At 71.0% G+C, this 12,688-nt stretch carries 14 protein-coding genes; 6 read left to right on the plus strand and 8 right to left on the minus strand.

The features are described 5' to 3' along the window. Nucleotides 1-64 precede the first annotated feature (64 nt). The 3 genes from ACFO9I_RS04840 to ACFO9I_RS04850 are packed head-to-tail and all read left to right on the plus strand — an operon-like array spanning nucleotide 65 to nucleotide 4,616. Nucleotides 65-3,841 (plus strand): multifunctional oxoglutarate decarboxylase/oxoglutarate dehydrogenase thiamine pyrophosphate-binding subunit/dihydrolipoyllysine-residue succinyltransferase subunit, encoded by a 3,777-nt coding sequence (locus ACFO9I_RS04840; RefSeq protein ID WP_379178362.1) that lies wholly within the window; start codon nucleotides 65-67, stop codon nucleotides 3,839-3,841. A 9-nt stretch (nucleotides 3,842-3,850) separates the two neighbouring features. Then, entirely contained in the window at nucleotides 3,851-4,027 is a 177-nt protein-coding gene (locus ACFO9I_RS04845; RefSeq protein WP_379178364.1) for a DUF6104 family protein, read from the plus strand. A gap of 1 nt (nucleotide 4,028) precedes the next feature. Continuing rightward, a complete protein-coding gene (locus tag ACFO9I_RS04850) occupies nucleotides 4,029-4,616 on the plus strand; it encodes an acetoacetate decarboxylase family protein (protein WP_379178366.1) in 588 nt (195 codons plus the stop codon). A 2-nt stretch (nucleotides 4,617-4,618) separates the two neighbouring features. Here ACFO9I_RS04850 and ACFO9I_RS04855 read toward each other — a convergent pair whose 3' ends face one another. From ACFO9I_RS04855 to ACFO9I_RS04870, 4 genes are all read right to left on the minus strand, one after another. Next, a complete protein-coding gene (locus ACFO9I_RS04855) occupies nucleotides 4,619-4,882 on the minus strand; it encodes a hypothetical protein (protein ID WP_379178368.1) in 264 nt (87 codons plus the stop codon). Between the two features lie 93 nt (nucleotides 4,883-4,975). Then, nucleotides 4,976-5,179 (minus strand): hypothetical protein, encoded by a 204-nt coding sequence (locus ACFO9I_RS04860; protein WP_379178370.1) that lies wholly within the window; start codon nucleotides 5,177-5,179, stop codon nucleotides 4,976-4,978. Between the two features lie 11 nt (nucleotides 5,180-5,190). Beyond that, nucleotides 5,191-6,288, minus strand: a complete 1,098-nt coding sequence (locus ACFO9I_RS04865; protein WP_379178372.1) for a fatty acid desaturase family protein — start codon at nucleotides 6,286-6,288, stop codon at nucleotides 5,191-5,193. Nucleotides 6,289-6,328: 40 nt separating this feature from the next. After that, nucleotides 6,329-7,432: a ferredoxin reductase gene (locus tag ACFO9I_RS04870; RefSeq protein ID WP_379178374.1), complete on the minus strand. Its 1,104-nt coding sequence runs from the start codon at nucleotides 7,430-7,432 to the stop codon at nucleotides 6,329-6,331. 144 nt (nucleotides 7,433-7,576) lie between these two features. Here ACFO9I_RS04870 and ACFO9I_RS04875 point away from each other — a divergent pair, with 144 nt between their 5' ends. After that, entirely contained in the window at nucleotides 7,577-8,218 is a 642-nt protein-coding gene (locus ACFO9I_RS04875) for a TetR family transcriptional regulator (RefSeq protein ID WP_379178376.1), read from the plus strand. 49 nt (nucleotides 8,219-8,267) lie between these two features. Here the strand turns inward: ACFO9I_RS04875 and ACFO9I_RS04880 are convergent, their stop codons facing one another. From ACFO9I_RS04880 to ACFO9I_RS04895, 4 genes are all read right to left on the minus strand, one after another. Then, on the minus strand, nucleotides 8,268-8,969 hold the full coding sequence (locus ACFO9I_RS04880; protein ID WP_379178378.1) for an SDR family oxidoreductase: 702 nt from the start codon (nucleotides 8,967-8,969) through the stop codon (nucleotides 8,268-8,270). Continuing rightward, nucleotides 8,966-9,934 (minus strand): zinc-binding dehydrogenase, encoded by a 969-nt coding sequence (locus tag ACFO9I_RS04885; RefSeq protein ID WP_379178380.1) that lies wholly within the window; start codon nucleotides 9,932-9,934, stop codon nucleotides 8,966-8,968. The genes ACFO9I_RS04880 and ACFO9I_RS04885 overlap by 4 nt, the downstream gene beginning before the upstream one ends. Before the next feature lie 23 nt (nucleotides 9,935-9,957). Then, nucleotides 9,958-11,139, minus strand: coding sequence for an NAD(P)-dependent malic enzyme (locus tag ACFO9I_RS04890; RefSeq protein ID WP_379178382.1), 1,182 nt, complete (start codon nucleotides 11,137-11,139; stop codon nucleotides 9,958-9,960). A 177-nt stretch (nucleotides 11,140-11,316) separates the two neighbouring features. Then, complete coding sequence (locus ACFO9I_RS04895) at nucleotides 11,317-11,679, minus strand: S24/S26 family peptidase (protein ID WP_379178384.1); 363 nt, start codon at nucleotides 11,677-11,679, stop codon at nucleotides 11,317-11,319. 49 nt (nucleotides 11,680-11,728) lie between these two features. Here ACFO9I_RS04895 and sodN point away from each other — a divergent pair, with 49 nt between their 5' ends. Together sodN and ACFO9I_RS04905 are read left to right on the plus strand one after the other, a co-directional pair. Further along, on the plus strand, nucleotides 11,729-12,130 hold the full coding sequence (gene sodN / locus ACFO9I_RS04900) for a superoxide dismutase, Ni (RefSeq protein WP_379178386.1): 402 nt from the start codon (nucleotides 11,729-11,731) through the stop codon (nucleotides 12,128-12,130). Nucleotides 12,131-12,312: 182 nt separating this feature from the next. Beyond that, nucleotides 12,313-12,687, plus strand: coding sequence for an anti-sigma factor (locus ACFO9I_RS04905; RefSeq protein ID WP_379178388.1), 375 nt, complete (start codon nucleotides 12,313-12,315; stop codon nucleotides 12,685-12,687). The last annotated feature ends 1 nt before the right edge of the window (nucleotide 12,688 follow it).

Below are 12,688 nucleotides of genomic sequence, written 5' to 3' on the forward strand. Positions count from 1 at the left end.
GGGTCTAGCCTTGACGACTGAAACCCATCCCCGCGCGCGTACACCGGAAGAGGCGAACCAACCCGTGCCGCAGTCCTCAGGCAGCCAGTCTCCCGAACAGCCCTCCGCCGACTTCGGCGCCAACGAGTGGCTCGTGGAGGAGATGTACGACCAGTACCAGAAGGATCCCGGCAGCGTTGACCCCACGTGGGTGAAGTACTTCCAGGCCAACGGCAACGGCTCCAACGGCGCCGGCCGCAACGGTGCCGCGACCAGGACCGAGGCCAGGCCGGCGACGACCAAGGCCCCCGAGAAGCCGGCTGAGAAGCCGGCTGAGAAGGCTCCCGCGAAGCCCGCGGCGAAGCAGGCCGAGAAGCCCGCCGCAGCCCGGACCGAGGAGAAGACCCCGGCTCCGGTGGCCAAGCCACGCCCGGACGCCCAGGCGGCCGAGCCGGCCAAGGGCACGACCAGCCCGGTCCCCAAGGACAACAAGCCGGCCGCTCCCGCCGCAGCGAGCGACGAGCCGACGTTCACCGTGCTGCGGGGTGCCCCCGCCCGCACCGCCCAGAACATGGACGCCTCGCTGAGCGTGCCGACCGCGACCTCGGTCCGCTCGGTGCCGGTGAAGCTGCTCTGGGACAACCGCACGGTCATCAACAACCACCTCGCCCGCGCCCGCGGTGGCAAGGTGTCGTTCACGCACCTCATCGGCTACGCGCTCATCAAGGCGGTCAAGGCGATGCCGGAGATGAACGTCGGCTTCGACGTCGTCGACGGCAAGCCGAACCTGATCACCCCGGCCCACATCAACCTCGGGCTCGCGATCGACGTCCCCAAGCCCGACGGCAGCCGCCAGCTGCTGGTGCCGAGCATCAAGGCCGCGGAGACGATGGACTTCGCCGGCTTCTGGACCGCCTACGAGGAGATCGTGCGCAAGGCGCGCGACAACAAGCTCACGGTGGAGGACTTCAAGGGCACCTCGATCTCGCTGACCAACCCCGGCGGCATCGGCACCAGCCACTCGGTCCCGCGCCTGATGAAGGGCCAGGGCGCCATCATCGGCGTCGGCGCGATGGAGTACCCGCCCGAGTGGCAGGGCGCCTCTGACGAGGCCATCGCCCGCAGCGCGATCAGCAAGGTCATGACGCTGACCTCGACCTACGACCACCGCGTCATCCAGGGCGCGCAGTCGGGCGAGTTCCTCAAGCGCGTCCACCAGCTGCTGCTCGGCGGCGACGACTTCTACGACGAGATCTTCCGCTCGCTGCGCATCCCCTACGAGCCGATCCGCTGGTCGAAGGACATCGCGACCACCCACGACGACGACATCAGCAAGCAGGCGCGGATCCTCGAGCTGATCCACGCCTACCGGGTCCGCGGCCACATGATGGCCGACACCGACCCGCTGGAGTACCGCCAGCGCAGCCACCCCGACCTCGAGGTCGAGTCGCACGGCCTGACCCTGTGGGACCTCGACCGGGAGTTCGCGACCGGCTCGTTCGGCGGCTCGGGTCGCCCGTTCATGAAGCTGCGCAACATCCTCGGGATCCTGCGCGACTCCTACTGCCGCACCACCGGCATCGAGTACATGCACATCATGGACCCCGAGCAGCGCCGTTGGATCCAGGAGCGCGTCGAGCAGCCGCACACCAAGCCGCCGCGCGAGGAGCAGCTGCGGATCCTGCTCAAGCTCAACCAGGCCGAGGCGTTCGAGACCTTCCTGCAGACGAAGTTCGTCGGCCAGAAGCGCTTCTCCCTCGAGGGCGGCGAGACCACGATCCCGGTCATCGACGAGATCTGCGAGGCGGCCGCCGAGGCCGATCTCGACGAGGTCACGATCGGCATGGCCCACCGCGGCCGGCTCAACGTGCTGGCCAACATCGTCGGCAAGAAGTACTCCCAGATCTTCCGGGAGTTCGAGGGCAACATCGACCCGCGCACCGTCCAGGGCTCCGGCGACGTGAAGTACCACCTCGGCGCCGAGGGCGAGTTCGAGGCCGGCTCGAAGGCGAAGATCAAGGTCTCCGTCGCCGCGAACCCCTCCCACCTCGAGGCGGTCGACCCGGTGCTCGAGGGCATCGCCCGCGCCAAGCAGGACGTGCTGAACAAGGGCGCCGACTACCCCGTGCTGCCGCTGCTCGTGCACGGTGACGCGGCGTTCGCCGGGCAGGGCGTGGTCGCCGAGACCCTCAACCTCAGCCAGCTGCGCGGCTACCGCACGGGCGGCACGATCCACGTGGTCGTCAACAACCAGGTGGGGTTCACCACCTCGCCGGGCTCCTCGCGGTCCTCGCTCTACTGCACCGACGTGGCCCGGATGGTCCAGGCGCCGATCTTCCACGTCAACGGCGACGACCCCGAGGCCTGCATCCGGGTGGCGCGGCTCGCGTTCGAGTACCGCCAGGCGTTCAAGAAGGACGTCGTCATCGATCTCGTCTGCTACCGCCGTCGCGGTCACAACGAGGGCGACGACCCGTCGTACACCCAGCCGCTGATGTACGACCTCATCGAGCAGAAGCGCTCGGTCCGCAAGCTCTACACCGAGTCCCTCATCGGCCGTGGCGACATCACGATCGAGGAGGCCGAGCAGGTCCTGCGCGACTACCAGCAGCAGCTCGAGCGGGTCTTCACCGAGGTGCGCGAGGCGAGCAGCCAGCCCTCGGAGTGGACCACCGTTCCCGACTACCCCGAGAAGCCCGCGGGCGAGGCCGAGACCTCGGTGTCGGTCGACGTCCTCAAGCGCATCTCGGACGCCTACGTCACCCCGCCGGCGGGCTTCACGGTCCACCCCAAGGTGATGCCGCAGCTGCAGCGTCGCGCCGCCGCGATCACCGACGGCCCGATCGACTGGGGCACCGGCGAGATCCTCGCCTTCGGCTCGCTGCTGATGGAGGGCCGACCGGTGCGGCTCGCCGGCCAGGACTCGCGCCGCGGCACCTTCGTGTCCCGCTTCGCGACCATCATCGACCGGGTCAACGCCGACGAGTGGACGCCGCTTGCCTCGCTGACCGAGGACCAGGCCAAGTTCTACGTCTACGACTCGCTGCTCTCCGAGTACGCCGCGCTCGGCTTCGAGTACGGCTACTCCGTCGCCCGCCCCGAGGCGCTGGTGCTGTGGGAGGCGCAGTTCGGCGACTTCGTCAACGGCGCGCAGACGGTCATCGACGAGTTCATCACCTCGGGAGAGACCAAGTGGCGCCAGCAGTCCGGCGTCGTGCTGCTGCTCCCGCACGGCTACGAGGGCCAGGGTCCCGACCACTCCTCGGCCCGCATCGAGCGGTTCATGACGATGTGCGCCGACGACGCGTTCGTCGTCGCCCAGCCGTCGACGCCCGCGTCGTACTTCCACCTGCTGCGCCAGCACTCGCTGGGCGAGGAGCACCGGCCGCTGATCGTCTTCACCCCGAAGTCGATGCTCAAGCGCAAGGAGGCGGCCTCGACGCCGGAGGACTTCACCTCGGGCTCGTTCCGGCCGTTCATCAGCGACGCCGGCGCCGACCAGGACAAGGTCGACACGCTGCTGCTCTGCTCGGGCCGCGTCACCTGGGACCTGATGGTGGAGCGGGCCAAGCGGGAGAACCCCGAGCGGTTCGCGATCGCCCGGGTCGAGCAGCTCTACCCGCGCCCGCTGGACGACATCAAGGCCGAGATCGCGCGCTACCCGCACCTGAAGTCGGTGCGCTGGGTGCAGGACGAGCCCGAGAACATGGGCCCGTGGCCGCACTACGCGCTCAACGTGTGGCCGGAGGTCGACGCCCAGGTCGAGGCGGTGACGCGCGAGGCCTCGTCCTCACCGTCGGTCGGCACCGTGAAGCGGCACCAGGCGGAGCAGAAGGACCTGCTCGAGCGGGCCTTCCGCTGACCGGCGCCGATGTACTTCACCGACCGCGGGATCGAGGAGCTCGTCAAGCGTCGTGGCGACGAGGAGTTCACGTGTGAGTGGCTCGCCGAGCGGCTCCAGGAGTTCACCGACACCCATCCCGAGTTCGAGACGGCCGTCGAGCGGTTCGCCACTTGGCTGGCCCGCCTCGACGACCCCGAGGACTGACGTGTCGTACCCCTCGGCGCCCTGGCAGCTGCAGGGCCAGCTCTGGCTCTCCCTGTTCAGGGTGTCGACGGCGGTCGACGCCGAACGCCCCGCCGGCCTGTACGGCGCCGCCTTCGTCAGCTACGAGCCGGACAGCCCGCTGACCTACTCCGAGCTGCTGGTCGCCCGCCCGGTGGACCGACAGGTCCGCATCACCGACATCTGGGTGGACTCCCCTGACTCGATGGCGGGCGGCCGGGAGCTCTGGGCGATCCCCAAGGAGCTGTGCGACTTCCGCCTCGAGACCGGCCACACCGGTCCGCTGTCGCGCACCGAGTGGTCGGCGACGCTCGAGCGGCGTCCGATCGCGGAGGCCCGGTTCACCGACGTCTCGAGAGCCGCTCTCCGGCTGCCGTTCCGCGCCGGTGTCCACCAGCCACCGCTCGAGGCCGGCGGTCCGGAGGGGCGGGCGGCGATGCGCGGGACGGCCAGGACGCTGCCGTGCCGCGGCCACTGGGACTTCGCCCCCGACGGCCCGCTGGGATGGCTCGCCGGCCGGCGCCCGGTGGCGTCGTTGCGGATGGCCGGCTTCCGGATGTCGTTCGGCTGACGCTAGGCGGCAGGGGCGTTGCGCTGCGCCGCGACCTGCACGATCGTGCCCGGGTAGCAGCAGTTGCACAGGTGCACCAGGTGCCCGACGAAGTGGGCCGGCACCCCGGAGGCCCGGGTGAGGTCGACGGTCAGCCGGCACGCCGTACGGCGGAACGCGCGCTCGACCTCCTCGTGCACCAGGGACCACGCGTCGCGGTCGAAGTCACCGCTGAGCTCGAGGGTGCTGGTGTCCGGGTCGTAGTGGGAGGCGAATCTGGTGTCCATGGATCCTCGGTTCGGTCGATGGCCTGGTCTCTCGTCCCCCGAGGCCTGTGACCTACCCTGGCCCCGGTGACCCGAACCACAGGTATAGACATTTCAATCGTCGTGGTCGCCGGCCGCCCTCCGCGCGGAGTCGCGGATCTCGAAGATCTCCGTCGCGAAGCCGCCCAGCACGCCCGCCACGTCGCGCACTGCGCCGGTGACGATCGAGGTCACCTGGCCCACGGTGCTGGCGGCGGCCTGCACGGCGTCCTGGACCACGTCCTTGCGGATCTCGGCCTTGCTCAGGTGGTCCTTCATGGCCCTCATCCTCAGGCAGCGACCGGCTGCTCGACAACCGTGTCCGTCTCCCGGGCGCGCCGGTCGGGCAGCGCGAGACGGCAGATCTTCCGGGCGACCGAGCCGAGCTGCCGGCGCAGGGGTCCGGTGTTGTAGGGCAGCCCGTAGCGCTCGCAGGCCTCCCGGACGTCCTCGGCGATCTGCGGGTAGCGGCGGGCCGGCAGGTCGGGGAACAGGTGGTGCTCGACCTGGTGCGAGAGGTTGCCGGTCATGACGTGGAAGAGCCGGCCGCCGGTGATGTTCGCCGACCCGAGCAGCTGGCGCAGGTACCACTGGCCGCGCGACTCGTCCTCGCACTCCTCCTGGGAGAAGGTGGCCACGCCCGCCGGGAAGTGACCGCAGAAGATGATGTTGAACGCCCAGATGTTGCGCGCCAGGTTGGCGGTCGCGTTGCCGGCGAGGGTCAGCGGGAACAGCGGTCCGGTCAGCGCCGGGAACAGCACGTAGTCCTTGAGCGCCTGACGCTTCACCTTGCGCATGATGCCGACGTGCAGGGCCCTGTTCTCCGAGACCTTCCGGCGGCCCGCGACGAGGTTCTCGACCTCGAGGTCGTGCATGGCCACGCCCCACTCGAAGAAGACCATCAGCAGGAACGCGTAGAGCGGGTTGCCCAGGTAGTAGGGGTGCCACGGCTGGTCCTCGTCCATGCGCAGGATGCCGTAGCCGATGTCGCGGTCCTTCCCGAGGATGTTGGTGTAGGTGTGGTGGATGTAGTTGTGGGAGTACTTCCACTGCTCGCTCGGGCAGACGTTGTCCCACTCGTACATCCGCGAGCTCAGGCCCGGGTCGCCCATCCAGTCGTACTGCCCGTGCATGACGTTGTGGCCGATCTCCATGTTGTCGAGGATCTTGGAGACGCTGAGCGCGGCCACGGCGAGCGGCCAGGCCGGCGGCAGGTAGAACAACGCGCGGCCGGCGACCTCGAGGGTGCGCTGGGCCTTGACGACCTTGCGGATGTAGGCCGCGTCCTCGTCACCGAGGTCGGCGATCACGCGCTGGCGGATCGCGTCCATCTCGGCGCCGAACGCCTCGAGCTGGTCAGGGGCGAGGATGGGTGTGGTTGCGGTCATCAGGGGTCCTTTCGGTGGTCCGTGGGCGCCGACGCGGGGGCTAGAGCTCCACGACGCAGTCGCCGACGGGGGCGGAGACGCAGATGCGGATGTCCTCGTCGGGCAGCGAGGACTCCGCGCCGGTCAAGACGTTGCGGACGGTGCCCTCGCTCTTGCGCGAGGTGCAGGAGAAGCAGATCCCCATCCGGCAGCCGGACTCGGGGCTCAGGCCCTGCGCCTCGGCCTGCTCCAGCAGCGAGGCGCCGGTGTTGGCGGCGGACCTGCCGGACCGCCTGAACGAGACCTCTCCCCCGGTCGGGCCGCTGGACACCCGAGGCGGCCTGAAGTACTCGACCCGCAGCGCGTCGGAGCCCTCGTAGGCCGCGCGCACCGCCTCGACCAGGGGCGCCGGCCCGCAGCCCCAGGTGGGCACGTCGCGGTAGCCGGGCACCAGCCGCTCCAGCCACGCCGGCGAGAGCGCCGGGTCGCCGAGCTCGGGGTGCAGCAGGTGCACGTCGATGCCGTGGCCCGAGCGCCGGATCTCGTCGAGCTCGGCGGCGAAGATCTGGTGGTCGGGGCTCGGCGCGTAGTGCACGAAGGTGACCCGGCCGCGGTGGGCGCGGCGCTGCAGCGAGCGCAGCATCGACATCACCGGCGTGATCCCGGACCCACCGGAGATGAGCAGCACGTGCTCGGGCACGTGGTCGGGCAGGACGAAGTCGCCCTCGGCCTGCGACAGGTGGACCATCGTGCCGGGCCGGGCCCGGTCCACGAGGTAGCGGGACACGCTGGGCCGGCCGGGGGTGTCCGGGTTGGCGCGCAGGGTCACCGTGATGCGGTCGCCCGGCCGCGAGTCGGGACTGGAGACGGTGAAGACCCTGGTGGTCCGGCGTCCGCCGTCGACCTCGACGCCGAGCTGGACGTGCTGCCCGGCCCGATGGCCCTGCCAGGTCGTCGTGGGTTGCAGCGTGATCGTGGCGACCGGCGGCTGGCCGGGCACGTCGACCTCCCGGTCGACGGCGACGACCCGGGCACGCACCTCGTGCGCCGCCCACATCGGGTTGACCTGCTCGAGGTACCGGTCGACGCCGTGCGGCGACACGAGGGCGGCGAGGGCCCGGGAGCGCAGGAGGCGCCCGGCCGCGCCGGCGGCGGTGATGGTCATGCCCGACCTCCGTCAGTTGAGTGAACATCTGTTCACTGGAACTATGCAGACATACCCGGAGTACGGTCAAGCACCGGGCGCGTGAGCCCGGCCACGCGCGGCGCTGCCGTGGACACGCGTTCACCCGCGGCTACGATCAAGGGCATGGCGGAGCAGTCGGTGTCCCGCCCCGAGACGAGGGGCGAGCGCAAGGAGCGCACTCGTCGCGCCATCCTCGACGCCGCGCTCTCGCTCTCCGAGGACAGCAGCCTGGGGGCGCTGTCGCTGCGCCAGGTGGCCAAGGAGGTCGGCATCGTGCCGACCGCGTTCTACCGCCACTTCGACTCCCTCGAGGCCCTCGGCCTGGCGCTCGTCGACGAGTCCTTCGCCTCGCTGCGCGCGATGCTGCGCGACGTACGCCGCGGAGGGCCCGCCTTCGACGACATGGTCGACACCTCGATCGACGTCCTCGTCGACCACGTGCACCGGCAGCGCGCCCACTTCCTCTTCATCGCCCGCGAGCGGGCGGCCGGGCCACCGGCGGTCCGGGAGGAGATCCGGCACCAGATCGAGCTGTTCGAGCGCGAGCTGGCGACCGACCTCGCCCGGCTCCCAGGCACGGACCCGTGGTCGGCCGAGGACCTGCGGGTGCTGTCGAACCTGATCGTCACCGCGCTCGTCGCCACCGCCGAGGCCATCCTGAGCGCTCCCGCCCGGCCTGACGCGGAGAAGGCCCTGGTGGAGACCGCGCGCACCCAGCTGCGGATGGTGCTGGTGGGCGCACTCAACTGGCGGTCCCACCCCTGACACGGATCGCCACGATCCCGCTACCGCCGCAGGATCACCGGTCGACGGCTCAGGATCCTCGTGCCGGAGCAGGCCTGACGGTGACGTCGGGGATCGTGGAGTCGGCCGGCAGGTCGACGACGTGGAGGATGGTGTCGGCGACCGTCGCGGCGTCGCTCCACCGCGCGGCGTCGTACTCCCTGCCCTCTTGGGCGTGCACCTTCTCCTGCATCGGCGTGGCGGTGCGGCCCGGGTAGACCGTCGTGACCCGCACCCCGTGCTCGAGCTCCTCCGCGCGCAGCGCGTCCGCGAGAGCCCGCAGGCCGAACTTCGACGCGGCGTAGCCCGACCAGGTGGGGTTGGCGGCGAGCCCGGCGCCCGAGTTGACGAAGACGACGGTGCCGCCCGCGGCCCGCAGGGCCGGGAGCAGCGCCCGGGTCAGCACGGCCGGCGACGTGAGGTTGACGTCGAGCTGGCGTTGCCAGTGGCCGAGATCGAGCTCCGCGACGGGCTCGAGGTCCACGACCCCGGCCACGTGCAGCAGGGAGTCCACGCGCTCCGGGAGAGAGGCGACCACGAGGGCGCCCTCCAGTCCCGCCGGGTCCGCGAGGTCGGCGACCAGGGTGCGCGCGCCCGGGTGGGCCTTCTCCAGCTCGACCGCCCGCTCCTCGCTGCGCGCGAGCAGCCAGAGCTCGTCACCGCGCTCGTGCAGGCGCCCGGCGAGCACCGCTCCGATGCCGGAGCCGGCACCGGAGACGACGTGGGTCCTCATCGGGTGAAGACGACCTTGCCGAAGACGTCACCCTCGGCCATCGCGGCGAAGCCCTCGGTGGCCTGCGTCATGGGGAGGGTGCGGTCGATCAGCGGCCGGGCGCCCGAGGCGTCGAGCAGGGTGACGAGCGACGCGAGCTCGGCGCGGGTGCCCATCGTGGAGCCGATGACCTGGAGCTGGAGGAAGAAGATCCGGGTCAGCTCGGCGTCGTCGAGCTTCGGCCCCGAGGTGGTGCCGGAGATGACGATCTTGCCGCCCGGGCGCAGCGCGCGGATCGAGTGGGACCAGGTGGCCCGGCCGACGGTCTCCATGACCGCGTCGACCTTGACCGGGAGGCGGGCTCCGGACTCGAAGACCTCGTGGGCACCGATCTCGAGCGCTCGCAGCCGCTTCTTCTCGTCGCGGCTGGTGGCGAGCACGCGCAGGCCGCCGGCCCGCGCCAGCGTGATCAGCGCGGTCGCCACTCCCCCGCCGGCGCCCTGCACCAGCACGGTGTCACCCGCCTTGAGGTCCCCCTGGGTGAAGAGCATGCGGTACGCCGTGAGCCAGGCGGTCGGCAGGCATGCCGCCTCCTCGAACGAGAGCGACGCCGGCTTGGGGACCACGTTGCCGCGCGGGACCACGACCTTGTCGGCGAAGGTGCCCTGGTGGCGCTCGGAGAGCAGCGACCGCTTCGGGTCCAGGGTCTCGTCACCGGTCCAGGCCGGATCGCTGACCACCGCGTGGACGAGGACCTCGTTGCCGTCCTCGTCGTACCCGGCCGCGTCGCAGCCGAGGATCATCGGCAGCGCCTCCTCGCGCAGCCCGACCCCCCGCAGCGACCACAGGTCGTGGTGGTTGAGGGAGGCAGCCTTCACCGTGACGGTCGTCCACCCGTCCGGTGCGACCGGGTCCGGCCGCTCACCGACCACGAGGCCGGACAGCGGGTCGTCGGAGGAGAACTTGTCGGCGTAGACGGCGAACATGCGTCCGAACCTACCGAGGTCGCCTAGCGGCGCGCGACGCCGTCCCGACGGGCGGCCTCGGCCACCGCGGCCGCGACCGCGGGTCCGACCCGGGGGTCGAACGGCGAGGGGATGACCATGTCCTCGGCGAGGTCGTCGCCCACCAGCGCCGCGAGCGCGTCGGCCGCGGCCAGCTTCATCCCCTCGGTGATCGCGGTCGCGTGGACGTCGAACGCTCCCCGGAATATGCCGGGGAAGGCCAGCACGTTGTTGATCTGGTTCGGGAAGTCCGAGCGCCCGGTGGCGACCACCCGGGCGTGCCGGTGGGCGACGTCCGGGAGCACCTCGGGGATCGGGTTCGCGAGGCCGAAGATGATCGCGTCCGGCGCCATCGCGGCGACGTGCTCCTCCGGCACCGTGCCGCCCGAGACGCCGATGTAGACGTCGGCGCCCACGAGCACGTCGGCCAGGGAGCCCGTACGGCCGTAGTTGTCGGCCGTGTCGACCGCGAGGGCGCGCTTCACCGGGGTCAGGTCGCCGCGTACGGAGTTCAGCACGCCCTTGCGGTCGGTGACCGCGAGGTCCTTGATGCCGGCCTCCAGCAGGATCCGGGCGACCGCGACACCGGCCGCCCCCGCCCCCGAGATCACGACCCGCGTCGACTCAGGGCTGCGGCCGGTCAGGCGCAGCGCGTTCTTCAGCGCTGCCAGGGCCACCACGGCGGTGCCGTGCTGGTCGTCGTGGAAGACCGGGATGTCGAGGCGGTCCTTGAGCCGCTGCTCGATCTCGAAGCAGCGCGGGGCGGAGATGTCCTCGAGGTTGATCCCCCCGAAGCTCGGCGCGAGCCGGGCGACGGTCTCGATGATCTCCTCGGTGTCGGTGGTGTCGAGGCAGATCGGCACGGCGTCGACGCCCCCGAACTGCTTGAACAGCACCGCCTTGCCCTCCATCACCGGCATCGCGGCGGCGGGGCCGATGTCGCCGAGGCCCAGCACGGCGGTGCCGTCGGTGACGACGGCGACGGTGTTGGGGACCCACGTGTAGTGCTGGGTCAGCGCCGGGTCGGCCGCGATCGCCTCGCACACCAGCGCCACGCCCGGCGTGTAGGCCAGCGAGAGGTCGTCGGGGCCGGACAGGGACACCGTCGACCGGGTCTCCATCTTGCCGCCGACGTGCAGGTCGAACACCGGGTCACCGGCACGGGGATGGGGCGTGTCTGCTGCCATGACCAATCTGACTCTCCGTCGCGAGGCCGTCGGGGACGAGGGGTCCAGCTCGACGCGGAGCGGGTGGCTCGCGGAACTGGTCGCACCAGGGGATCTCCCTGGCCACAGTCTGGCACAGCGAGGGCGAGCGACCCGACGGCGTCCACGAGCCGCCCGCGGTCCGCGCGACGACGTGACTCACCCGCGCAGTCGCCCGGGACGCGGCCACACGCGCCACACGGCCACCGCCCGCACCTGTTCGGCCGCGACCGGCCCGCGGTGCCGGGAGTCGACGCCACGATCGGGGTTGTCGCTCAGCAGCCACCACGCCGGGCTCCCCGTCCGGGAGGTACGTCGCTCGACCGCGCGCTTCACGGCCAGGGTGCCGTCGGGGAACCGGGCGACCACCAGGTCGCCGGGCCGCACCGGCACGGCGTACCGCACGAGCAGCAGGTCGCCGGGCCTCAGCGTCGGCAGCATCGACTCGCCACGGACCCTCGCGACGCCGAATGGCGGGTGCTTGCGGGGGTACGAAACCTCCCCGAGTGGTCGCCGCGGCACGGGAGTAGTGTCGCAGTCGACACGCCGATTCCCCACGAGAGGACACTGGATGTTCGCGCGACTTTTCGCACCCACCGTCGAGGTCTCCGCCCACTGCGACCTGCCCTGTGGGGTCTACGACCCGGCACAGGCCCGCATCGAGGCCGAGTCGATCAAGGCGATCATCGCCAAGGTCGCGGACAACGACGACCCGGACTTCCGCACCCGGGCGATCCTGATCAAGGAGCAGCGCTCCGAGCTCGTCAAGCACCACCTCTGGGTGCTGTGGACCGACTACTTCAAGCCCCCGCACTTCGAGAAGTACCCCCAGCTCCACACGCTGGTGAACGAGGCCACCAAGCTGGCCGGCGCGACCGGGACGAAGGGCGAGCTCGACGCGGGCAAGGCCGACGAGCTGCTCGCCAAGATCGACGAGATCGCGGAGATCTTCTGGGAGACGAAGAAGGGCTGAGGCACGAGGCTCGAAGAGCTGAGAGGCTCGACACGTGTGACGGGGTCGGTCACCGGGTACACCACCCGGGGGCCGGCCCCCACTAGTCTGCAGCTGCTGCGCACCCACCACGGAGGACGACGATGTCATTGAGCGGGCCACTGACCGGGCCGGCGAGCGGTCATTCCCAGGACCGCGCGGACGTGGAGCTCCGGGTCCCGGCCGACAGCGCCTACGTGTCCGTCCTGCGGACCACGACGGCCGGGCTCGCGGCGCGTCTGGACTTCCCCATCGACGACATCGAGGACCTCCGCATCGCCGTCGGTGAGGCGAGCGCCATGGTGCTGCCGGAGGCCGACGAGGACGGCGACCTGTGCTGCCGGTTCTACATGCAGCCGGGCCGTCTCACGGTCACGGTCGGCGTGCCCTGCTCGCACGGGGCGCTGCGCCCCGACTACGACAGCTTCGCCTGGCAGGTGCTCACCACCCTCGCCACCAGCGCCTCGGCCGACACCGACGGCGGCCGGTTCACCATCACCCTCTCCATGGAGTCCGGTCATCTGGAGGCCGGCCTCTGAC

Origin of the sequence: Nocardioides sp. GCM10023255, from assembly GCF_042653125.1 — a bacterium.
Classification (GTDB): domain Bacteria; phylum Actinomycetota; class Actinomycetes; order Propionibacteriales; family Nocardioidaceae; genus Nocardioides.